The organism is Hydrogenophaga sp. (assembly GCF_019635465.1).
GTDB lineage: Bacteria > Pseudomonadota > Gammaproteobacteria > Burkholderiales > Burkholderiaceae_C > Hydrogenophaga.
In genome coordinates this window covers 68,378-89,756 of record NZ_JAHBZK010000010.1, presented here as the reverse complement: position 1 = coordinate 89,756, position 21,379 = coordinate 68,378, and the positions used below count along the sequence as shown (strand labels likewise).

30 protein-coding genes are annotated in these 21,379 nt (G+C 67.4%); 8 read left to right on the top strand and 22 right to left on the bottom strand.

The window, feature by feature from the left end; translation table 11 throughout:
- Window positions 1-24 precede the first annotated feature (24 nt).
- Window positions 25-408, bottom strand: a complete 384-nt coding sequence (locus KF871_RS11035) for a hypothetical protein (RefSeq protein WP_291142009.1) — start codon at window positions 406-408, stop codon at window positions 25-27.
- 129 nt (window positions 409-537) lie between these two features.
- Here KF871_RS11035 and KF871_RS11030 point away from each other — a divergent pair, with 129 nt between their 5' ends.
- The 5 genes from KF871_RS11030 (at window position 538) to KF871_RS11010 (ending at window position 4,637) form a co-directional block, all read left to right on the top strand.
- Window positions 538-696: a hypothetical protein gene (locus tag KF871_RS11030; RefSeq protein WP_291142007.1), complete on the top strand. Its 159-nt coding sequence runs from the start codon at window positions 538-540 to the stop codon at window positions 694-696.
- A gap of 62 nt (window positions 697-758) precedes the next feature.
- The gene (locus KF871_RS11025) at window positions 759-1,421 is read left to right on the top strand and encodes a response regulator (RefSeq protein ID WP_291142005.1); all 663 of its coding nucleotides are present in this window, start codon (window positions 759-761) and stop codon (window positions 1,419-1,421) included.
- On the top strand, window positions 1,418-2,800 hold the full coding sequence (locus tag KF871_RS11020; RefSeq protein WP_291142004.1) for a HAMP domain-containing sensor histidine kinase: 1,383 nt from the start codon (window positions 1,418-1,420) through the stop codon (window positions 2,798-2,800). The genes KF871_RS11025 and KF871_RS11020 overlap by 4 nt, the downstream gene beginning before the upstream one ends.
- Window positions 2,801-2,914: 114 nt before the next feature.
- Window positions 2,915-3,847 carry a LysR family transcriptional regulator gene (locus tag KF871_RS11015; RefSeq protein WP_291142001.1) on the top strand — a complete coding sequence of 311 codons (933 nt, stop codon included), beginning with the start codon at window positions 2,915-2,917 and terminating at the stop codon, window positions 3,845-3,847.
- Between the two features lie 13 nt (window positions 3,848-3,860).
- A complete protein-coding gene (locus tag KF871_RS11010) occupies window positions 3,861-4,637 on the top strand; it encodes an SDR family NAD(P)-dependent oxidoreductase (RefSeq protein ID WP_291141998.1) in 777 nt (258 codons plus the stop codon).
- Between the two features lie 15 nt (window positions 4,638-4,652).
- Here the strand turns inward: KF871_RS11010 and KF871_RS11005 are convergent, their stop codons facing one another.
- Both KF871_RS11005 and KF871_RS11000 read right to left on the bottom strand, forming a co-directional pair.
- Window positions 4,653-5,882 (bottom strand): MFS transporter, encoded by a 1,230-nt coding sequence (locus tag KF871_RS11005; RefSeq protein ID WP_291141995.1) that lies wholly within the window; start codon window positions 5,880-5,882, stop codon window positions 4,653-4,655.
- On the bottom strand, window positions 5,869-6,342 hold the full coding sequence (locus tag KF871_RS11000; protein WP_291141992.1) for a MarR family winged helix-turn-helix transcriptional regulator: 474 nt from the start codon (window positions 6,340-6,342) through the stop codon (window positions 5,869-5,871). The genes KF871_RS11005 and KF871_RS11000 overlap by 14 nt, the downstream gene beginning before the upstream one ends.
- A 61-nt stretch (window positions 6,343-6,403) precedes the next feature.
- On the opposite strand from KF871_RS11000, the gene KF871_RS10995 reads away from it, so the two are divergent.
- Genes KF871_RS10995 through KF871_RS10985 form a run of 3 tightly spaced genes read left to right on the top strand, consistent with a single transcriptional unit; the run spans window position 6,404 to window position 7,563 of the window.
- Window positions 6,404-6,934, top strand: a complete 531-nt coding sequence (locus KF871_RS10995; protein WP_291141989.1) for a PaaI family thioesterase — start codon at window positions 6,404-6,406, stop codon at window positions 6,932-6,934.
- Between the two features lie 12 nt (window positions 6,935-6,946).
- Window positions 6,947-7,339 (top strand): lactoylglutathione lyase, encoded by a 393-nt coding sequence (gene gloA / locus KF871_RS10990; protein WP_291141986.1) that lies wholly within the window; start codon window positions 6,947-6,949, stop codon window positions 7,337-7,339.
- Between the two features lie 29 nt (window positions 7,340-7,368).
- The gene (locus KF871_RS10985) at window positions 7,369-7,563 is read left to right on the top strand and encodes a hypothetical protein (RefSeq protein ID WP_291141984.1); all 195 of its coding nucleotides are present in this window, start codon (window positions 7,369-7,371) and stop codon (window positions 7,561-7,563) included.
- Between the two features lie 73 nt (window positions 7,564-7,636).
- On the opposite strand, the gene KF871_RS10980 is transcribed toward KF871_RS10985, so the two are convergent.
- The 19 genes from KF871_RS10980 to KF871_RS10890 form a co-directional block, all read right to left on the bottom strand.
- The gene (locus KF871_RS10980) at window positions 7,637-8,101 is read right to left on the bottom strand and encodes a DUF2514 family protein (RefSeq protein ID WP_291141983.1); all 465 of its coding nucleotides are present in this window, start codon (window positions 8,099-8,101) and stop codon (window positions 7,637-7,639) included.
- The gene (locus tag KF871_RS10975) at window positions 8,098-8,559 is read right to left on the bottom strand and encodes a D-Ala-D-Ala carboxypeptidase family metallohydrolase (protein ID WP_291141980.1); all 462 of its coding nucleotides are present in this window, start codon (window positions 8,557-8,559) and stop codon (window positions 8,098-8,100) included. The genes KF871_RS10980 and KF871_RS10975 overlap by 4 nt, the downstream gene beginning before the upstream one ends.
- A complete protein-coding gene (locus KF871_RS10970; RefSeq protein WP_291141977.1) occupies window positions 8,556-8,972 on the bottom strand; it encodes a phage holin family protein in 417 nt (138 codons plus the stop codon). The genes KF871_RS10975 and KF871_RS10970 overlap by 4 nt, the downstream gene beginning before the upstream one ends.
- A 7-nt stretch (window positions 8,973-8,979) precedes the next feature.
- Window positions 8,980-9,402, bottom strand: coding sequence for a hypothetical protein (locus KF871_RS10965; protein ID WP_291141975.1), 423 nt, complete (start codon window positions 9,400-9,402; stop codon window positions 8,980-8,982).
- A 63-nt stretch (window positions 9,403-9,465) separates the two neighbouring features.
- On the bottom strand, window positions 9,466-9,747 hold the full coding sequence (locus tag KF871_RS10960) for a hypothetical protein (protein ID WP_291141972.1): 282 nt from the start codon (window positions 9,745-9,747) through the stop codon (window positions 9,466-9,468).
- Between the two features lie 9 nt (window positions 9,748-9,756).
- Window positions 9,757-10,542, bottom strand: coding sequence for a hypothetical protein (locus KF871_RS10955; RefSeq protein WP_291141969.1), 786 nt, complete (start codon window positions 10,540-10,542; stop codon window positions 9,757-9,759).
- Window positions 10,543-10,758: 216 nt separating this feature from the next.
- The gene (locus KF871_RS10950; protein WP_291141966.1) at window positions 10,759-11,256 is read right to left on the bottom strand and encodes a hypothetical protein; all 498 of its coding nucleotides are present in this window, start codon (window positions 11,254-11,256) and stop codon (window positions 10,759-10,761) included.
- On the bottom strand, window positions 11,253-12,200 hold the full coding sequence (locus tag KF871_RS10945; RefSeq protein ID WP_291141964.1) for a hypothetical protein: 948 nt from the start codon (window positions 12,198-12,200) through the stop codon (window positions 11,253-11,255). The genes KF871_RS10950 and KF871_RS10945 overlap by 4 nt, the downstream gene beginning before the upstream one ends.
- Window positions 12,197-12,565, bottom strand: a complete 369-nt coding sequence (locus KF871_RS10940) for a hypothetical protein (protein WP_291141961.1) — start codon at window positions 12,563-12,565, stop codon at window positions 12,197-12,199. Before KF871_RS10940 ends, KF871_RS10945 begins: the two co-directional genes overlap by 4 nt.
- Before the next feature lie 9 nt (window positions 12,566-12,574).
- Window positions 12,575-12,772, bottom strand: coding sequence for a hypothetical protein (locus tag KF871_RS10935; RefSeq protein ID WP_291141959.1), 198 nt, complete (start codon window positions 12,770-12,772; stop codon window positions 12,575-12,577).
- Window positions 12,773-12,783: 11 nt separating this feature from the next.
- Entirely contained in the window at window positions 12,784-13,188 is a 405-nt protein-coding gene (locus tag KF871_RS10930) for a hypothetical protein (RefSeq protein ID WP_291141956.1), read from the bottom strand.
- A gap of 172 nt (window positions 13,189-13,360) precedes the next feature.
- Window positions 13,361-15,769, bottom strand: coding sequence for a hypothetical protein (locus KF871_RS10925; protein ID WP_291141954.1), 2,409 nt, complete (start codon window positions 15,767-15,769; stop codon window positions 13,361-13,363).
- Between the two features lie 2 nt (window positions 15,770-15,771).
- On the bottom strand, window positions 15,772-17,211 hold the full coding sequence (locus tag KF871_RS10920) for a hypothetical protein (RefSeq protein WP_291141951.1): 1,440 nt from the start codon (window positions 17,209-17,211) through the stop codon (window positions 15,772-15,774).
- 9 nt (window positions 17,212-17,220) lie between these two features.
- The gene (locus KF871_RS10915; RefSeq protein ID WP_291141948.1) at window positions 17,221-17,925 is read right to left on the bottom strand and encodes a hypothetical protein; all 705 of its coding nucleotides are present in this window, start codon (window positions 17,923-17,925) and stop codon (window positions 17,221-17,223) included.
- Between the two features lie 8 nt (window positions 17,926-17,933).
- Entirely contained in the window at window positions 17,934-18,614 is a 681-nt protein-coding gene (locus tag KF871_RS10910; protein WP_291141944.1) for a hypothetical protein, read from the bottom strand.
- Window positions 18,608-19,027 carry a hypothetical protein gene (locus tag KF871_RS10905; RefSeq protein WP_291141941.1) on the bottom strand — a complete coding sequence of 140 codons (420 nt, stop codon included), beginning with the start codon at window positions 19,025-19,027 and terminating at the stop codon, window positions 18,608-18,610. The genes KF871_RS10910 and KF871_RS10905 overlap by 7 nt, the downstream gene beginning before the upstream one ends.
- Entirely contained in the window at window positions 19,024-19,632 is a 609-nt protein-coding gene (locus tag KF871_RS10900) for a hypothetical protein (protein ID WP_291141938.1), read from the bottom strand. Before KF871_RS10900 ends, KF871_RS10905 begins: the two co-directional genes overlap by 4 nt.
- 1 nt (window position 19,633) lies before the next feature.
- Window positions 19,634-20,671, bottom strand: a complete 1,038-nt coding sequence (locus KF871_RS10895) for a hypothetical protein (protein ID WP_291141935.1) — start codon at window positions 20,669-20,671, stop codon at window positions 19,634-19,636.
- On the bottom strand, window positions 20,671-21,366 hold the full coding sequence (locus tag KF871_RS10890) for a hypothetical protein (RefSeq protein WP_291141933.1): 696 nt from the start codon (window positions 21,364-21,366) through the stop codon (window positions 20,671-20,673). The genes KF871_RS10895 and KF871_RS10890 overlap by 1 nt, the downstream gene beginning before the upstream one ends.
- Window positions 21,367-21,379: the final 13 nt, after the last annotated feature.

Here is a 21,379-nt window from a genome sequence, read left to right as displayed (position 1 = left end):
GGCCTCGTTGCGTCGGGTTCTGTGTCAGACCTTGACGAAGGCAGTCACCAGTGGCTCGTCGCCCACCTGCCGGCTCCAGTGGCCGTGCACCGTGGGGTCGAAGGTGGCACCCTCTGGCAGGGTGTCGGCCGAATAGAAGTGTTCGCCCGGCCCGAAGATGCGGCTGCTGCCGTCCTGCAGGCCGATCTCCATGCGACCACGCAACACGAACAGCCACTGCGGTGCGCCGGTGCAGTGAAAGCTGCTGCGAAAGCCCACCGGGCTCTCGCGCAATTGCAGGCCGCTGGCTGGCAGGACCGCGGACAGACGCGCGGCCGGCGTGCCCTCGCCCAGCGCGATGGCTTCCTCTCGAAAACGGGCACGGCCGTCGGTATCGGTAAACAAGATGACTTGCGCAAATGTGGTCATGCAGGGCCTCGGGGTTTCCACCATGTCTGAAGGCAGGGAGCCTTAAATCTGCCCTAAGTCTGCCCCAACAGAATCCGGCACACCGCGGGCACGGTGCCCGTGGGCCCCCTCCACCGAGAGACAACCGTCATGACCAAGTCCCTGATCGCCCTGTTCTGCGCCGCCGCCTTCAGCATGGGCATTGCCCACGCAACGACCCCGGCCGCCAAGCCCGCCGAGAAGAAAGAAGAAATGAAGAAGTGCGACCCCAAGAAGGACAAGGACTGCAAGGAAGAGAAGAAGTCCTGATCGACCGAATCGCTTGGCCAAAGCGGGGGCAACCCCGCTTTTTTTTCGCGCACACTGTGCCCATGCGACTGCTGCTCGCCGAAGACGATCCGATGCTCGGCCGCGGCCTGGAGCGGGGTCTGGCCATGGCCGGCTTCGTCGTCGACTGGGTGCGCGACGGCCGCAGCGCGCAGACTGCCCTGGAGAACGATGCACACGACGTGCTGTTGCTCGACATCGGTCTGCCGCAGCAGGATGGACTGGCGCTGCTGCGCTGGCTGCGTGCCGGCCAGCGCAGCCTGCCGGTGTTGGTGGTTTCCGCGCGCGACGCTGTGCCCGATCGGATCGCAGGCCTCAACCTCGGCGCCGACGACTACCTCACCAAACCGTTCGACCTCGACGAACTCATTGCCCGCGTGCACGCGCTGGTGCGCCGCCAGCAGGGGCGCGCACAGCCCGAGATGCGCGTGGGCGCACTGGTGGTCGACCCATTGCGACGCGAAGCGCAACTGCAAGGCCAACCGGTGGCGCTGTCGCCGCGCGAATTCGCTTTGCTGATGGCGTTGATCGAACGGCCCGGCCATGTGCTCTCGCGCGAGCAGCTCGAGCAGCGCCTGTACTCCTGGCAGGACGAGGTGCAGAGCAACGCGGTGGAGGTGCACCTGCACCACCTGCGGCGCAAGCTCGGCGCAGACTGGATTCGCAACGTGCGGGGCGTGGGCTACAAGCTGGTGGCGCCTGCATGAGGTCGATTCGCCAGCGCCTGTTGCTGTGGCAGATCGGTGCCGTAGTGCTGACGGCCGTGCTGGTCAGCTTCATCACCTACCGCGTCGCCTGGAGTGGCTTCAACCGCATTCGCGACTATGGCTTGCAGCAGATTGCCTACTCCGTGGTGCGTCACGGCGTGCGGCCAATGGGCACGGCCAGCCTGCCGGCGCAGCCGCCCGAGGCCGACGTTTCGCCGGCCTTGCCGGCCATTGAGCCGAGCGACGAAATCGTGCCGACGGAAGACCTGGGTCAATTCGTGAGCCAGATCTGGTCGGCCGATCGTCAACTTCAGTACAGCTCGTTGGCCGAGGGCGGCCCGCCGCTGCAGGCGGTTGGCCTGCATGGCGTGCGGTGGAACGACGAGGATTGGCGCGTGTACACCGTGATCGACCGGCAGCAGACGGTACAGGTGGCCGTCACCACCGCGGACCGCGCCGCCAGCTTCAGCGAGCTTGTGCCGTGGTTGCTCGCGCCGCTGGGCCTGCTGGTGGTCCTGCTGTCGCTGCTGATCCACACCGCCGTCGAACGCGCGCTGGCACCCATCGACACCTGGGGCAAAGACCTGCGCCGACGGGATGCGCGGCAGTTGCACGCCGTGACCACCGATGCGCTGCCAGAGGAACTTGAACCACTGGGCGATGCGCTGAATGCCCTGCTGGCGCGCGTGCAACAACTGCTCGACAGCCAACGCGTGCTGCTGGCCGACGTGGCCCACGAACTGAACACGCCCCTGGCGGCCATCAAGCTGCAAGCGCAACTGGCGCGACGCAGCAACGAGACCGAGCAACAACGCCAGGCGGCCCTGGACGAACTGGACCGCGGCATTGCCAGGGCCACCCACCTGGTGGCCCAGTTGCTGCAGATGGCCCGGCTCGAACCCGGCGTGCGCGAGCCGCAGGCGGTGCCGGTGCGGCTGGATCGGCTGGCGGCCGAATCGGTCGCGGGGCTGTCCGCCCAGGCCGACGAGCGCGCCATCGACCTGGGTGTGTCGCACAGCGAAGCCGTCACCGTGGTGGCAGATCCCGACGATCTCCGCGTGGTGTTCGACAACCTGATCGACAACGCCCTGCGGCACACGCCCGAGGGCGCTCGCGTCGACGTCGAGGTGAGCCGCGACGGACAGACCGCCTGGCTCAGCGTGGCCGATGACGGGCCTGGCATTGCGCCCGAAGACCGCAGCCGCGCATTGCAGCGCTTCGTGCGACTGCGCCCTGAGCAGACCACCGGCAGCGGGCTTGGGCTGGCCATCGTGGCCCAGATCGCGCAGTTGCACGGTGGACAGGTGGACATGGATGGGCGCGCAGGCGGCGGGCTGCGCGTTCGGGTGGGCTTGCCGGTGCACGAATCGGCTGCCTGAGCCTCGCGCGGGCGCGGCTTTCAAAGTTGCGGAGATTAAGGAAAAACCTGCAACAGATGCCGATCAGGTTGCCGATTCGGAAACAATCGACCGATCCGCGCTATCCTCGCGCCCATGGACCGATTGCACTCGATGCGGGCATTCCAGAAGGTGGTGGACGAAGGCGGCTTTGCCGCGGCTGCGCGCGCCCTGGATGCCTCACCCGCGGTGGTCACCCGCCTGGTGGCCGATCTTGAAGAGCACCTGGGCACCCGTTTGCTGCACCGCACGACGCGCCGTGTCGCCCTGACCGAAGCCGGCGAGGTCTACCTGGAGCGGGTGCGCCAGATTCTGGTCGACCTTGAAGAAGCCAGTGCGCTGGTGAGTTCGCAAACGCAGGAACTGGCGGGCGTGCTGCGCCTGCTCGCGCCGCCCGTGCTGGCCACCCATGTGCTGGCGCCCATGCTCACCAGTTTTCGCGCCGCCTACCCCAAGATCCGCCTGGACATCGATGTCGACACCCACCGCGAACCGCCGGTCGAGGAGTACGACATCACCCTGATTGGCGCCAACGCCACCTTCGATGCCAACGTGATCGCCCGCAAGGTGATCAGCACCGAGGGCATCCTCATCGCGGCCCCCGAGTACATCGAACGGCGCGGCCAACCCGCCACACCCGAGGCGCTGATCGACCACGACGTACTGCGCCTGAAGCCCAGCAGCGGACGCTCGAGCAAATGGCGCCTGCTCAATGCCAATGAGAGCGATCGCGCGGTCGACGTGGAGGTGCAGCCCGTGATCTGGGCCAACCACAACGACACGCTGATCCGCGCCGCGCTCGATGGCGCCGGCATCGCCGCGACATCGGTCGAACTGGCGGCGCCCTTGCTGGCCGACGGCGACCTGGTGCGCGTGCTCAACCCGTGGATCACCAACCGCCTGACCATGTACGCGGCCCTGCCCAGCCGCAAGTTCATTCCCCGGCGCACCCAGGTCTTTCTTGATGCGCTGACCCAGCACACCCGCGAACGCGTCGGCGAGGCGCTGGCCACCTGCAACGCCTGCTGAACCCCTTCTTTCCATGAGCGAGTCCATCACCTTAGGCCACCATGGCCGCGTCGTCATCGTCACCGGCGGTGCCCAGGGCATTGGCGCGGCCTGCGTGCGACGGTTCGCGCGCGAGGGCGCACAACTCGTTGTCGCCGACCTGGCCCAGGATGCGGGCCAGGCCATCGCGTCTGAAGTTGGAGGGCTCTTCGTGCGCTGCGACGTGGGCGACAAGGTCCAGGTCGATGCCCTGGTGGCACAGGCCGTGGCGCAATTCGGCCGGATCGACGTGCTGGTCAACAACGCCGGCATCTTCAAGGCCGCGAACTTCCTCGACATCACCGAGGCCGACTTCGACGCCGTGCTGCGCGTCAACCTCAAAGGCGCCTTCCTGGTCGCCCAGGCCGTGGCGCGCACCATGGTGAGCGCAGGCACCCAAGGCGCCATCGTCAACATGAGCTCGGTCAACGGCGTGATGGCCATCCCCAACATCGCCAGCTACAACGTGAGCAAGGGCGGCATCAACCAGCTCACACGCGTGATGGCGTTGGCGCTGGCCGATCACGGTATCCGCGTCAACGCGGTGGCGCCCGGCACCATCGCCACCGAACTGGCGGCGCAAGCGGTGCTGACCAGCGACGACGCGCGGCGCAAGATCCTGGGCCGCACGCCGATGAAGCGCCTCGGCGCGCCCGAGGAAATTGCCGACGTGGTGGCCTGGCTGGCCAGCGACGCCGCCAGCTACGTCACCGGCGAGATCGTGACCGCCGACGGCGGTCGCATGGCCCTGAACTACACCGTGCCGGTCTGACGCCGACCCGCCTGGTCAGGCGGGCTGAGCTTGGCGGGCTGGCGCCGACTCCTTGATCGGCAGGTGCACCAGCGCCGCGCCCGCCGCCAGCACGATGTCGATGTACCAGACCCAGTCGTAGCTGCCGGTGGCATCGAACACCTTGCCCCCCAGCCAAGCCCCCAGGAAGCCACCGATCTGGTGCGCGAACATCACCGCGCCGAACAGCATCGCCAGGTTGCCCACACCGAAGAACTTGCCCACCAGCCCCACGGTGGGTGGCACGGTCGACAGGAAGGTCAGCCCCATCACGGCGGCGAACACCAGCAGCACCGCCTCCGTTTTGGGCGACAACAGAAACACCAGCACCGCCAGACCACGCGCCGCGTACACCAGCGACAACAGCGACTTCATGCGCCAGCGGCCCACCGCCCAGCCCATGGCCAGGCTGCCCACGATGTTGAACAGGCCGATGACGCCCAGCGCCCAGGCGCCCACCGGTGCCGGCAGGCCGCAGGCCGCCACCACGCCAGGCAGGTGCGTGGCCAGGAAGGCCACGTGAAAACCGCAGACGAAGAAGCCCGCCGACAGCATCAGGTAGCCGGGGTGGCGCAAGGCCTTGCCCAATGCTTCGCGCGCAGGCAACGCGGCTGGCGACATGCTCTGGTGACCGGATACCGGTCCGCCTCGCAGCACCCACGCCGCCGGCAGGGCCAGCAACACGATCAACGCCAGCGACTGCATGGCCCCGACCCAGCCCAGGCTGGCCGTCAACGCGGCGGCCAGCGGCGCCATGAGGAACTGCCCGAACGAGCCGCCCGCATTGACCACTCCCGTTGCCAGCCCGCGTCGCTCGGGTGGAATGAGCCGGCTTGACGCTGCCATCAGCACCGACGGCCCGGCCATGCCCGCCCCGCCCGCAGCCAGAATGCCCACCGCCAGAATCAGGCCCAAGGTACTGGTCATGAACGGCGTGAGGAAGGTGCCCAAGGCCACCAAGGACACCCCCAGCAACAGCACGCGGCCAGCGCCCACACGATCGGCAAAAGCACCCGCGAACGGTTGCGTCAGACCCCACCACAACTGACCGAAGGCAAAGGCCAGACTGATGCTGCCCAGGCCCAGCCCGGTCGCGGTGTTGATCGGCGACAGGAAAAATCCCATGGTCTGTCGCGTGCCCATGGTCAGCGCAAAGGTGCCGGCCGCGGCCAGCAACACCAGCCACCAGATGGGCGAGCTGCCCCGGGTGCGTTCATTCGATGCCAAGGTCGTCTCCTTCGTCGTCCAGCAACTGCAGCGACTCGTCGATCAACTGGTGCAAGGCGATCACACGCTCGTTGCCCAGGCGTTGGTTGATGCTTTCCTGCGCGGCACGCCAGCGCCGTTGCGCCTCGCTGCGTTTGGCCTGCCCTTGCGCGGTGGCCTGGATGAACCAGCTGCGCGCGTCGGGCCCGGGCACCTGCTCGACCCAGCCGGCGTCGATGAGGGGGCGCAGGTTGCGCGACAGCGTGGACGCACTCATGTGCATCTGCTGCGCCAGCTCCACTGCCCGGATCGGCCCCAGCTTGGTGACGTAGGACAGCAACGAGTATTGCGTGATCTTCAGACCGGCCTTGCCGACTTCGGCGTCGTAAGTGGCACCGACGGCGCGCACCAGCTGGCGCAACTTGAGGTTGGTACAGCCTTGCGGCTTGGCGGGTGTTGACACGGTGGCGACAGGCGACATGGCGACGATTGTATCTACAATCGATGCATATGCAATTTTTTGAACACACAAGGAGCCCCGCATGAGCGACACCCTCGAACAATGGCTGGCCGACGAGAAGGCGGTGCAGGCGGCCCTGGACAAAGGCCCAGGCCCTGGGGTCGCCACCCCGGCGCAGATCGCGGGCATGAGCGGTCTGGCACAGATGCAGGCCATGTTGCGCGGCGAGCTACCGTACGCTGCCATCGCCCCCACGCTGGACTTCACCATCGTCGACGTCGGTGACGGCATGGCCACCTTTCAGGGCACGCCCTTGCCGCGCCACTTCAACCCCATGGGCTCGGTGCACGGCGGCTGGTTCGCCACCCTGCTCGACTCCGCACTGGGTTGCGCCGTGCACACCAAGATGCCGCCCGGGCGTGCCTATACGACGGCCGAACTGAGCGTGAACATCGTGCGCGCGCTGAACCCCAAGGTGCCCCGGGTTCGCGCCATCGGGCAAGTCATTCACGCCGGTCGCCAACTGGCCACGGCCGAGGCACGCCTGGTGGGCCCGGACGGCACGCTCTATGCGCATGCCACAACGACCTGCCTGGTTTTTGAGATGCGGTGACAATCCCGGCCCATGCGAATCCTCCACACCATGCTGCGCGTGGGCAACCTGCAGCGCTCGATCGATTTCTACACCCAGGTGCTGGGCATGAAACTGCTGCGCACCTCGGAGAACCCCGAGTACAAGTACTCGCTCGCCTTTCTGGGCTACGAGAGCAACCCGGCACAGGCCGAGATCGAGCTCACCTACAACTGGGGCGTGGAGCAGTACGAGATGGGCACGGCCTACGGGCACATTGCCCTGGGCGTAGCCGATGCCTACGCCGCGTGCGAGAAGATCAAGGCCGCGGGCGGCAACGTTACCCGCGAAGCCGGCCCGGTCAAGGGTGGCACCACGGTGATCGCCTTCGTGACCGACCCCGATGGCTACAAGATCGAATTAATACAACGGGAATCAATGGCTTAAGCGATCGGCCGCCAATTCGGCCGCAACGCATGCTCACCACCACGACCAACACCCGCACCGACCGGCCGTGCTGGACGTGTGAGCACTTCGGCCACGCGGTGCACCCTGATCGCAGGTCGAGCCCGGTGTGGTGCGAGAAGAACCGGATAGTGACCGGCAGGCCGCAGGATGGGTGCTGCAACTGGCAGCGCGCCGCCGGCAGCGACGACGAGCAGCGCCAATGAGAAAAAGCCCGCCCACCCCGAAGGGCAGGCGGGCGAAGATCAGTTCTTGCGAACCTGATCAGGAGACAACCGGTCAGGGGCTCAGCGCGTCATAGGAGCGCTGGCAGGCGATCCCTGCTGAGTGGGCAAGGTCAGCGAATCGAGCAATTCCGTCCGCAGCTTCGTCAAGCCGGCGCTGCACGTCGGCAAGCATTCGCTCGGTGGCGTCGGCTGCCGGGCCTGGGGCGGAAGCGGCGGCACCGCGGCAGGCTGCAGCACGGACGGCGGAGAGTTGTGCGCGCAGGCGCTCACCAGAAGTGCGAGCAGCATCAGCATCGCGGCGGGCAGTTTGTTCGCGGACGTGGGCATCTTCCGCCTCCTTGGTCAGTGCGGCGATGCGCCGCTGTTGCTGGTCGCGCTCGGCCTGAACGGCGGTGGCCAGGGTTCGGGCGTAGGACTCGCGGGTCTCTGCGTGATCGCGCTGCTCCTCTGCAAGGCGCCAGGACTGCAGCCCGGCAAGCCCCAGCGCAATCAGCAGTGCGACCAGGGCGGCTTTCATCCCAGCGCCTGGATGCCGACACGCGCGCCGGCGTCGGTGATGGTGATGATTCGATTGATCACCTTGCTCGGGCGGCGCGTGCTGACGTGAACCCACTGCTTGCCCTTGACCCCCTCGAGGATCAGCTGCTCGATGTTCAGCAGGCTCACCAAGGGCGCCAGCTTGCTCGCGATGGCAAATGGTGGACCAAACCGCGGCGCGATGAAGTCGGCGGCCTGGCCACTCTGATGGTCTGAGCTGGAGACGCCACCAACGGCACGATTGACATCGGGCGAGCGGTATCCGCTGGTGACGATCACGGGCACGCCGTGCAATGCCAAGCGAATCCGCTCCAGCATCTCAGCGGTGGTGCGCAGGGCGCTCACCACGTCATCGGGTGGCGTGTTGTCCAGGCCCAGGCGATCGGCAGTTGAGCTGCGCACCAGCTCGGCAAGGGTGAAGTGTGGGGTCAGGTTCACCGGCGATCGTCCAGTGGTGCCGGGCCTGTCAGGCCGAAGCGCTTCTCGGCGTAGCGCTTGCCCAGACGCTCCGCCCAGGCGATGCCGGTGCCGCCTGCATGTCCCGCCATGCCGGCCGCAGCTGCGGTGATCAGTGGGCTCATCTCGAAGGACTCACACAGCCAGAAGGCGATCAGGCCAGAGAAGGCCGAGATCATCAGCTCGCCCACCAGAGCCGGGAAGGATGCGTCGGCCTCCCCTTTCTTGACGCGCCGAACCCAGCCGGCCGCGCCACCGAGCAAGGCGATGCCCAGGATCACGGCGTACTCGCGCAGGGAATAGGCCAGCGGGCTCTTGAGGTTGGCCTCGGCCCATGCCATGGCTGGGAAGAAGAGATTGATGGCCAGAAGGGCCAGGGTGAACAGGATCTTCATGGCGGGGTCAGCCCTTGGCTACGTGGTGGCCTGCTGGATCGAAGTCCCCAAGCAGCTCTGTCTCGAACCACTGAGCTACGCGCGCTCGCCATGTGCTGTCGCCGTGGTGGCGCTGCAGGCGTGCTGTGACAGTCCACTCACCCCACCGAGGGGGTTCCATCAGCAGCACACTGAACACCAGCAGGTTGGCCGCCACATCGAGCACGAAGCCCACGATCAGCGCCGGCATTCCAAGCGCCATCGCGACCTTGCCAAGCTTGCCGGCGTCGCGCACGCGCTTGAGGTTCATGACGGCCAGGTAGAACACCCAGAGCAGCCAAAGCAGGAACACGGCGCGCACGCCCCAGGGGATGTGCCCCAGCAACGCAATGCCCTCGCGAACGAATGGCATCACGGCCGGCAGCAGGTCGGAGAGGTTGATCTGGTCCATGGCCGGCGATGCTCATCGACCCTGCATGCCGCACAGCCGAAAAGTGATCCCCGCTGGTCGCGATCAGGTGTCGCGCACGATCACCAGGAACTCGACTTCTTTCACTCGCCCGCCTGTGGTGGTGAGGCGCACCGTCACCTTGTATTTCTGGCCAGACGTCCCAGCGGACACCCACACCTTGACCACCTTGCCGAGGATCAGGTAGTTGACGATGGTGAGCCCGACGTCGGCCTCCACCACGGCACTGGCCGCGGTATCGGTCAGCGCATCGAGGTACTCGGCGAAATCAATGTCGTAGTCCTGCACGTCGGCAGGCTGCTTGGTGAAGCGTTCCAGGATGGGCATGGTGAAACCTCAGACGGTTGCGGTGTAGTCGCCCTCTGGCACGGCCGCGGCGTTCGCATCGGCTGCCACGTAGGCGGTGAAGGATCCGGCCGGCACCGAGGCGCGCATCTCTAGTGCCGGCACATAGACCACCAGGAGGGATGGCTGCTGAGACAGCGTGAGCACCAACGCTGTCGCGCTGAGCGTGAGCTCCCCCAGGACGATGGCCGCCTGGCCTTGTCGAACAGTGCCGCCGCTGGCGGCGAGCTGCAGCACCTCCAGCGTGATAGCCGCCTGGCCTTGAACTCGAACCGCTGTGGTCGCGCTCGCTCCGAGCGGTTGCAGCGTCGGGGTCGAGGCCCCTGTGACTCTGGCCACGGCCGATGCAACGACGGAAAGAGGTGCCAGTGTCGCGGCAAGCGATCCCGTGATGGGTGGACTGCCGACATTGCCAGTGGCGCTGAGCGTGAGCTGGCCCAGCGTCTGAGACAGCGTACCGGTTGCCCGCACAGAGCCGCTGGCGGCCAGACCGAGCACACCCAACGCCGCCGCGACTGAGCCGGCCACTCGGACTGCACCGGCGGCACTGGCTGTCAACGCGCCAGGCGTGACCGCTGCGGCGCCGCCAACACGCACCTGGCCAGCGCCAGCAACTCCAAGTGCTCCGAGCGTGATGGCGGCTGAGCCGATGATCGACGTGCTGCCGACCACACCGGTCGCCGCAAGGCCCAGGCCATCCAAGGTAACCGAGGCCGCGCCAGCGACTCGCACTGCCGCGGCCGCGGCCGCGTTGATTCCGCCAAGCAGCGCAGACACCTGGCCAGCCACGCGAACGGCAGCAGCGGATGCAAGCGAGGGTCCACCAAGCGTGATGCCTGCCGCACCGCTCACCCCTACCGTACCGACAGCGCCGACTGTCAGGTCGCCCAGCGTTTGATTGAGCGAGCCCGTGACGCCGCCACCGCTGGGCGTCGACTCTGGGCCGGCCCCCAGCGGTCGCGTGCCGAAGGCGCTGGACCCAAAACTCATGGCTTAGGTGGCGGGCCAGCCGCCCGTGAAGTCGTAGGCCGCGACGCCATCGAAGTCAGCCAGCGCGTCGATCGAGTCGCGGTGCATGCCCTCCACACCGGCGATCATCGCCTCGGCGCCAGCGAACAACGTGGCGTTATCGAGCACACGCTGGGCAAGCGATGCCAGGGCGACGCCACGGGTCTGGGCTTCCAAAGTGAGCAGTGGGCACGAGGCCAGCGGGTCGATGGCAAAGGTTCGGGCTTCGGCCAGTTTGATCGACCAGGACGCCATCTCGCCAGCGCTGTAGCCTTTGATGACCTTGTTTCGAAGCTTGGTCGCCAAGGCGCTCACCTCGGCCTTGCGAAAGGCCTTCGCCTGCTCCAGCGTGTAGCCATCGATCAGGGCCTGGACGGCTGCCTCGTCGCTGCACACCCACTGCCCGTCATCCTCGCGCAGCCAGTGGCCGGCCGCCGTGATGGCGACATGCAGGCCAGCACCCTTCTCGGTGTACAGGATCATGGGCTCACCTTGAGACCGAAGAACGGGAAGTTGTTGGCACCGCCGGTGCTCTCGATGCCTGGGCTGGAGGCCAGCGTCGGCGCGGCAGGGATGCCGGAGGCATAGCTGCCTGTGGCGTAGCAGGTGCTGCCCACGCCATAGCCGTCGCGCAGGCCGAGCGGCGTCTGCATCTTGATCGAGTTGCCGATGTCCTTGCCGCCCAAGGCGATGGCGTGGCTGCAAATGAAACCGATGTAGTACCACCCTGCGGGCAGCCAGATTGGCCCGGCGGGGGTCCAGGTGCCAGTGGTGCTGTCGGTCTTGATACCCGTCGAGGTGGTTGCGACCGTGTTGAAGTCCACGATCTTCTGACCGGGGAAGCCAGTCTTCGCCACCGACAACAGGGCCATCTTGATGTTGCTCGACGCCTGGGCGGTGCCCACGCTGAAACGGATGCCCTGCAAGCGACCTGCACATTCGAGCTTGTAGGCAACGTAGTACTCGCGCCCGGCCACCATCGTGGCGTTCGACAGCGAGGTGTCGCCAGCCCAGTGCCCAGACGGGCTGTACTCGCTCCAGTTCGCGTCGCTCAGAATCGAACGGTTGATCCCGCCCATGACGATGCCCTGCGACTCGGCAGTGGCGCTCATGCGGATGCGAATGTCGCCCGCGGTCGGGCTGGAGCCGAACTGGATGGCGCTCGGTGCGTTGTCGCTGTAGACGGCACCGGTCCAGGTGATCTGCGGCGTGGTGCGCGTGAGCACGTTGGCCGAGACGACGCCAATCCCCATTTCGAACTTCTTGTTGACCGTGTCTTCGATGATGTACCGCACCTGCGTTGCCTGGGTGCCGAACACCGTGGAGAAGCGCGGCACATTGCTGATGGCGGTCAGCGTGATCGCCCCATCACCGCTGGTGCCGGCGATGCTCGTCGTGGTCTCCTCGACGTAGTTGGCCGCCCTCATTCCGGCACCCTATTGGTCAAGCGTTCAAGCCACTCCAACGGGATGCCAGTGCCGCCATCCATCTTGTCGGGGTGGATGTCAGCGTGCTCATGACGGCAACGTAGTAGCGTGTCGCTCTGCAACGGCCAGCAGCCGTGGCGTTTTTGCGCGGCCACCAAATAGCGGTCACCAGGCCGAACGATCGTTTCCACGTCGTCAATGACGATACGGGCCATGCCGCGCACGCACTCCATCCAGTGATCGAAAGCATGGTCGTGCATGCGCGTGAAGCACCCAGGCAGATCGAACTGCATGTCGACCACCACGGCACCTGGCTCTATCCGGATCTCGGTGAGCGGGCCGTCCTCGTGGGTGCGGTACTGCATAGCCAGATGTCAGCCTTTGATGGCGGCCGCCTTCTTTGAAGCCTTCGCCTTTTCGGCGCGGCGCTTGAGCGCCTTCTTGAACTCTTCGCCGGCGAACTTCTGCAGCTCGTCCACCGCGCCCGCCACCTCTTCCGATGGGGCATCGTCGTGCTCGGTGATCGACTGGATGGCGCGCTTGGCGTAGACAAGCTTTTCCTGGACGTTCATGGCTGGGCTCCTCAGGGGTTCGGCTCGGTCAAGGTGAAGCTCGTGACCTGAACGGCTTGGCTCACCGCAATGCTGGTGTTGTCCAGCGTCATGTCGCCGCCGCCGCCAGTAGCCGTCACGCTGCCCTGCATGTGGCAGGTGGTGCCCGCGCTGTCCTTGATACGGAAGTGGGCAGCAGTGCCCGCGGCTGCACCGGATCCGCTCCATGTCCCCAGGAGCGACTTCACGCCGGCACTGGCAGCGGCAAGCCAGTCAGACGGCAGCGTGATCTCGCAAAGCAGCGTGCCACTGTCGGCCGCCGCGCAGTTCGCTGGCTGTGCACCCGTTCGGATCTGGAGCTTCGGCGCAGTGCCGGTTGTCGTTTCCAGGGAGTCGCCGCGCGCATTGCGGACAGCGACAGAGAGTTGAATGGCCATGGCGGTGCTCCGGAGCGACGTGGGATCAGACGCCGCGCATGGTCGGGCCCCGGGTCAGCACCAAGGCCGGAAAGTGATCAGGCCGACCTAGAATGCCGCGATGGACAACGACACGCTGCGCGTCATCCTCGCTGCCGCTCTGGCGCCCCTGGTGTGGGCGCCGGTGCACTGGCTAGTTGATCGACGCGCCGCCAAGCACGCCGCCCGCGACGCCGCTCGCCGGGAACAGCAGCTGCAGCGCGCGCGCCACTTCGGGCGAGAGCTCGCGCGCGGACTGCGCCGCCTGCTGGGCCGCGGGTGACAGCGCCTCATTGATCGCGCGCTCCGTGCGCATCGCGCCAGCCTTGTCAGAGATGAGGCCAGCGACCTGTCCCACGCCCGGGATCTTGTCCAGGACTCGACCGCCCAGGCTGGAAAGCAGGTTCATCACCGCGGCACCCGTGCCGCTCGAATTGGTCCCGTACTTCGCACCCGCGGGGATGCTGTTGATGTCGCTGGCAACCTTGCCTGCGAGGTTCAGGCGCAGGATCTCGGCCGGCGTGAAGAACACCTGCAGCTTCTCCGGGCCCAGCGCGCGCAGCGTGTTCAGGTAGCGCTCGGCCGTGAAGGCCTTGTCACCGCTCGCGTTCGCACCGAAGGCGGCGCGCTTGAGGTGGTCGGCGATCTGCGCGCGCGCCTGGCCCAGCGCCTCGGGGCTGTTCTGCAGCACGTTGCGCATCGACTGCACGTCGCGCACATCGGCGTTGAGGATGAAGCTGCGCACGAAACTGTCGGGCGCCTCGCTGTCCAGCGCGGCCTTGAGCGCCGGCGTGGCCTCGATCGTGGCGAAGCGGTCGCGCGCAGCGCGGCGGGCCTGATCGAAGGCGGCGCGTGCGGACGCTCCCTCGTCGATTGGCGCAGCACCGGGCGGGACGGCCGGGCCCGGGGTGGTGCCCTGGCGCGGCAGCGGGAACTCGAAGTCCGGCGCCAGCGCGCGGGAGCCGGACGTGGGCGGTGCAGCTTGGCCGGGCAGCGCTGCGCGCGAGGCTTCGCGGAAGGCCGCGTCGGTCACGCCCTCGTCGACCACATCGCCCGCAGCACGCGCCACGTCGTCGACCATGCCCGCAGCCGCTGGCGCCTGGGCGGCCAGGGGCGTGCCGTGCAGCGCGTCGCGCACCACGCCCACGGCGCGCGCGGCTGCAGCATCACCGCCGCGCTCGGCCCGGCGCTGGGCCTGCGACAGCAGCGTGTCGATCTGCACCGCAGCGTCGACGTTGAAGGGCGTTTTGCCCTCGCTGATCTGGTTCAGCAGCGTGCGCACATCCGCCGGCAGGAAGGCGCCGAACATGCCCTCGTCCAGAGCCCGGTTTGCGTTCTGGCTGAACGTAGCGCGCTCAAGATCCGCGGCCCGGCCTGCGGTCATTCCCCGGGCGGTCGTGTAGAGCAGGTCCACATTGGCGCGCACCGGTTCGTCGGCAGCGCGCAGCGCGTTCATGAGCGTCTGGCCAGCCGTCACGCTGTCCGTTGCCTGCGTGGCGCCCAGGGTGTCGAAGACCTCGCCGAGGCGCTGGTTCTGCGTTTGGAAGCGGTCGGCCAGGTCGTTGCCGATACCGCGCGCACCGCGGTCGAGCCGCACGCCGGACAGGTTCTTCTCGTTGGCGAACTGCATCGGGTCGCGCGTCATCTGGCCCAGGGTCGGCGCAGCGTCGTTCGTCAGGCCCACGGCCTCGAACTGCGCACGGCGCACCATGGCGGCCGGATCCATGCGAGCGCCGGCCGTGGTCGCTTCCTCGACCTGGCGGCGCACCGACTGCAGGATGGTGTCGGGTACGTCGCTCGGGTTCAGGCCCTGCGACTGCAGCGCGTTGTTCACCCGGATGGTGATCCCTTCCGGCGTCACGGGCACCGCGCGGCGCCCCGCATCGCGCACCGACTGCACGCCCTTGGCCACAGCCTCGGTGCCCTTGGCCATCGCAGGGGTGAGCACTGCGCCCGCGGCCGCGCCCAGCATCGCCTGCCCAGCCTTGGCGCCCCAGAAGTTCTCGGTGTTGTCCACCACGGGCTGCATGAGCGCAGACAGGGCACCAGCGCCAGCGCCGCCCAGTGCGAGCTTACCCACCGTGGTCGCGCCCTTGACCATGCCGCCGCCGACGTAGTTCGCTGGGTTGGCGAGGTTGCCGCCGAGGCGGGCCCAGTCAAACCCGGGGTTGGGGTTCTCGGCTTTGCGCTGCGCGTCGTAGCCCTTGTTCACTCCCTTCACGATCGCGTCGACGCCCTGCACTCCGTCCGATCGCGCGACCGGCAAGCCCTTGTCGGCGAGCCAGTTCCCGAAGTTGTCGATCGCCTGACCCACGCCGTCCGGAACCGCGCGGCGCAGCAGCTGGGCACCGGCGTCCACAGGGTCGCGCAGGCCCATGGCCAGGCCGCTGCTGGGCACTTCCACCTTGGGGGCAGCGGAAGCGGCCGCAGCCGCAGGCGCGGCGGCCTTCGGCGAGGCGAAGTTCTGCTTCGCGTACGCGAGCACGTCCTGCTCGCTCGCGCCATCCGGGGCGGTGATCTCGTAGCTCGCGCCATCGGGACCGGTGATGCGGAACTTGGCCATGATCAGTTCCCCACGCGCTGGATCGACCAGCCGCCGTTATCCCAGCCCCCACTCGCACCGCCTTGGATCGGAGCTGGCGCTCCGAGCGCCTGGCTCTGTGCTCGCACGCTCGCCGGCACCTCCATCATCAGCAGCTCGGCCGCGCGCTGGCGATTCAGGCGTTTCTGGGCGATCACCTCGGGCGAGTCGCCAGGCTGTGGGAAGTACTGGAGCGCAGCGTTGGCGAACTCGGAATCGGCGATCACGGCGCCAGACTCGCGCCGCAACACCGCGTTGATGAAGTCGCGCTGTGCCTGCTCCAGGCGCTGCTGGCCAGGGCTCACCACGGTCGAGTTGGCGAGCACGCCGAGGCCCGGGCCCACGAATGGCACTGCATCGGCGGCCCGCTTGAGCTGGCTTGCCGTTGTCACGCCCTGACCCGCCAGCTCGTCGAAGATCTTGTTCGCCTCGACCATGCGCGTGCCGAACAGGTTGGCCTTCGCCTGCCCCTCGGTCATGGTCTTGTTCGCGCCCCCCGCGCTCCCTTTGACCAGCGGTTGACCATTTGGCCCCGTGACCATTCGGGCAGTCCCGTCGCTCTTGTTCACGATGTTGACGGTACCGTCGGGGCCGGTCACGACAGTGAGGTCGCCAGAGCGCGCACCGCGATCCATGTCGGCGCGCGTCTTCGCCGCGCTGGCGTAGCTGTTGGCCGCCGAGGCGCGCGATGCACCAGCTCGGGCCTTCTCCGCGTCGATCTTCGCCGCAGACTCATCACCGAAGATGGCACGCAGGCCCGGCTCGAGCTGCTGTCCCTGCCCCGTGAACATGTCGAATCCCATGCCGGTATTGCCGATCGCATCGATCAGTTTCTTGCCGCCCATGGCGGCCTGCGCCTGGCCCACCGACCCAGCAGGTCGGCGACCAGCCAGGACGTCGTCGCCGAGGTCCATGTCGCGCTGCAGGGTGAGGGCCTTGAACAGGTTCTCCACGCTCTTGTCGCCCTGGGCCAGCGCCTGGCTGGCCAGGCCTGCGGTGCGCGCCACCTTCTGCGCGGTACCGTCCGTGTAGACCGCCGGGGTCGGCAACACTGGGCCCATGCCATCCGGCGCCGGGGTGTACTGACCCGCCATGCGACCGGTCTGCAGGTAGGACACCAGATCCGGGCGCTGGTCCGGCGCCACTCCGTGGATCATGGCCGCATTGCCCAGCACCGACCCGATGGTGCCTCGCTCGCGCTGGTCCTGCATGTCCAGCACCTCCTGCCCGGCCTTCGCGGCCTGGGCATCGGCTGCGCGAATCTGCGCGCCACGCAATTCGCGTTGCGCCTGAGCGTCCAGCGCCTCCTGGCGCGCCTGCTCCGCCATCGCAGGCGCCATCGCCATTGAGCGAAACAGGCTGCCGATCCCGTCAGCCACGGGCTGGCCGGGGTTCGCGCCACTCGTTGCGAGTCGGAATCGCATGATCGTTCCTCAGTTCCAGGGCAGGCCGGACAGGCTCATCAGGTTCGGGTTCGCGTAGGACGAGCCGGGTGCCACCTTGGCCAGACCGCGCTGTGCTGTGCCACCCACGCCGCTGCTGGCCAGCTTCCCGCCGCCCCACGCGCTGAGCGCGCTGCCTGCCAGCTGCAGGCCCAGGCTGGGCGTCACCGAGTTGGCGCGGATGTTCTCGATTTCGGCCATGTTGCCGGCGTTGTTCTGGATGCGGCCGATCTGGCCAGCGGCGTCGCCGATCCCCACGGCCTCGTCGCGGCGCAACTGGCCAGCAGATCCGATGCGGCCCATGAGCTGCGCCAGCGAGCGCAGCGAGTCGGTGGTCTTCGCTTTTTCGCGCGCCGTGGCCGCGAGGTAGTCGCTGGTCGCGCCGGCCGTGGGGATCGTCGAGCCGACCTGCACGCCCTGTGCCGTGATGGGCGTCCCCTCCACCGCCGGCTTGAAATCTGCCTCCAGAGCCTTGGCGATCTCGTCCTGACGCGCCTGTCGGTCTTCCCCCTGGAACTCCAGCGCCTTGCGCAGCGCGACGTCGGTTGCGGCATCACGCTGCTGCGAGAGCATGCGCTGGTTGCCCACCTGGATCTCGCGCTGCTTCTTGAGCGCGTCGGTCTGGGCTTTGTTGGCCAGGGCGGTGCCGGCCAGCATGGCCCCGATGTAGAGAGCGTCGTCAACAACGAATGGCATGGTTCACCTCACCGGCGGACAGTGCCGCTGTACGGGTTGCCCGTGAACAGGTTGCTACCGTACGAGCTCGGCGAGCTTCCCGACTGGCTGGTCGCCTGGGCGCGCGCCTTGAGAACCTGGTTCTGCAGGTACGCCTGGGCCATGTCGTCGAACAGGCGGCCGACGTTCGCTGATTGGGCGGTGCTGCGAGCTGCATCGGTCGCTGCCACCATCTGCCCTGATGCCAGGGTAGCCGCGGTACCCGTGTCGATCCCGGATTGAGCCAGCGACACCAGGTTCTGCCGGGTCTTCTCATCCACCGACTGCAGGTCGGCCGCCGCGTTCTGCCCGGCCGCTGTCGCGCGGATCTGGCCCTCGCCGTACCGACGCGCGAGGTCTGCACCCGACTCCGCATCGACCGAGCCACCCAGCAGGCCAGCCCGGGCCAGGCCGAACAGGTTCTGCTTGCTGGCCTGGGTGTGTTGCTGGTCGAGGTCGCGCATCGCCACATCCTTGGTGGCGTTCTTGATGTCGTCGTACATGGCCTGGCGGCCGGACCCGCCGAAGACGCCGTTGACAGTGTCCACGGCCGCCTGCACGCGGCGCTGGCGAGCCTCCTCGTCCGCGCGCATCTGCGCAGCACCGCCGTCGCCGCCTTTGTACAGGCGGCGATCACGGCAGCGCGGGTCTTGAGGGGGGTAGATCAGCATGAACGCCTCACGAGGTCATAGGTGTGCGAGAAGCCCAGGTTGCGCAGCACGCGCGTCATGGGCGGTGCCGTGCAGGCCTCGATCTCGTCGACGCCGGATTCTTTGGCCCAGCCCAGGAACTGCGGCCAGAAAGACACCGCGGCACCGGCCAGGTCCTGCCCTCCCAACGCGATCACGTTCAGCACCGTCTTGCGCGGGTAGTGCACGAAGCCGAACACCATGGCCAGCGCCGGGGTGCCGTGCGACAGCATCACGGCCACCCAGGCCTTGCCCGCAGCGGCCAGATCGTGCAGGTCCTCGACGGCGAACTCACCACGCGCGGCCTGGCGCACCACTGGCTCCAGCAGCGAGGCGGCGGCCGGCCAGTGCTCGGCCAGCAGCTCCGGTGTGTTCAGGAACAGCACCTGCTTCACGCTATCCCCAGGTCGTCGTAGTAGAGGGTCAGGCGATTGACCTGCACCTCGAGGTCTGGATGGCCGATGAAGCGCAGCTTGAACTCGGTACCGGCCGCTTCCACAGGCAGGACCTCACCGTTGTAGGTCCATCCACCGTTGGCGTTGCCCACCAGTACCGTGTCGGCAAGGGAGCCCGATCGCCCACCGTTGACCGAGACGTACACCTCGACCGCCTGCACATTGAGGCCATCGAAGTCCATGCCGGTAAGCGCCTTGAGGTTTCCGGGCGCCTTGAAATCGAGCCACTGCGTTTCGGCCACCACCGACTGGCTCTCGTCGTTTGCCTCGCCGTCCGCGAAGAACACGTCCGGGCGCATGGAGTAGAGCCCCAGGTTGTTCTCCCGGCGCAGGTACATGCTGTTGCTCAGCTGGGCCCAGGCGTTGATGTTGGAGTCGCCGGCTTCGCCCAGACCATGCCATGCCCAGGCGTTGAGCTTGGCCTGGCGACTGTAGGTCCACGCCGCCCAGCCGAACTCGCCCTCGCGCGCGTAGACCGCGATCTGGCGCGCAGGGATGGGACTTGCCGAGAAGGGCCGGCTGCTGAACCCGAAGGAACTGAACATCTCAGCCCTCCGCCCAGCGCCCAGGTGCGCTCACCCAGTACTGCGAGAACGGGCCCGCGGCAATGCCAGTGACGGCCGGCGCCAGACTGCCGTTGATGAAACGCACCAGCTGTTCAGGCGACTTGGTGAAGGGCTTGATCGGCAGGCCCACGTCCACGTCGGTCGGGAACAGCGCATTCGCCAGCGTGGTCAGCGAGCGCACGCCGGTCTCGGAGAGGAACAGCAGGTCGCCGTAGAGCGAGACGATCGAGGTGTGATGCCGGGTGCCCACGCCGTCCACCACGCGCTCCAGCGCCATGGCGGTCGGGTCCGGGTCGATCACCCAGAGCTGGATCGACTGGTCGGTGAACACCGCGAGCTTGCCCTGGTACTGGCCCAGGCCATAGACACCCTGCCCGCTGCCGAAGTGCTGGGAGACCGGCAGGAAACCTGCGTTGCCTGGCGTGGTCCAGTCCGTGGGGTCGCCCACCTTGCAAAAGCGCACCGTCTGCCCGTCATCCGAGGCCGCGAAGACCCGACCGCCTGCCGTGGTCATCACACCCGTGTTCGGCATGTTCACGTCGGTCACAGGCGTGCCCGTGACGGTGTGCGTGGCCGTGTTGACCGAGAACAGCGCGCGGTGATAGGTCGATCCCTCGTCCGGCGTGAGCGCGGCCAGAAGGCCGTTGTTCCAGCGCGTGACGCCCATCAGGCGCGTACGCGACGCTTCGACGAAGTTGCCGCCGGTGCCGGTCGAGATGAACGCGTAGACGATGCGGTCGCCGGTGTCGAGATCGACGATGTCGCTGATCTTGCCGGTGCTGGCCACGTCCCAGCAGGCGAACGTCCAGAGGTACCCGGCGTTCGACTCCAGGCCCTTCCACTGCGGCCCGAGCTCGAAGCCACCCACTGTGCGGCGCCACTTCGCGCGGCTTCGAAGCCAGCCGCCGGGCTGCACGTCCATGTTGATGAGCTTGCGCAGGCTGTTGGCCGGCGCCACGCTGGAGGGCCGCGCCAGCAGCAGGCCGCCGTCGAATCGGTCAAAGGTGACGCTTGCCATCACCCCACCTGCCGGAAGCCATTGGCCGTGGCCACCACCCGTGGTCGCGACGGGCAGGCTGCCGACGGTGGGATGAATCGCCGGTTCTCCTTCTGCGCGACCTTCTCCTTGTAGAGCATCGTGCGAAAGGACTGACCCACCACGTCGGCGTCGGCCTTGCCGTAGTGCGCCTTGCCCATGGCGATGGCGTACTCAAGGACCAAGCGGGCGGGCGCGCTGGGCTTGTCGGTTGGCTGCTCGAAGCGGGTCAGCACGCGGTTGTAGTCGATGAACAGGCGGTAGGCCTGGTCGGGCACCGGCCAGACTTCAAGCGACCACTCGCCGTCCACGAAGCGCGAGTCGTAGCGCTCGGGGATCGCACGCAGGTCCTGGTCGGCACGCATGGCGTGATGGATGCCCTGGGGCAGCGGCACCCGCTCTGTGTCGCCCTGCTCGACCCAGACCGACTGCACACTGCCCCGGGCAATCGTCTCCCCTTCGTCAGAGACCCAGGGGTATTCGGGCGTGTTGGCCACCAGCGTGAGAGTCGACGTGACCGGCAGGCCCTCGTCGAGCTGTGCGAACACGTAGTCGTTGGCGCTGGTCAGGATGTCGTCCAACGCTGGAGCGCTGCCCAGGGTCGCGTGCAGGCCGCAGCGACTGCGCAACTTTTGCAGCATGGTCGCGTAGGTCTGGGCAGTGGGCAGCGTGCTCATCAGCAAATCTCCA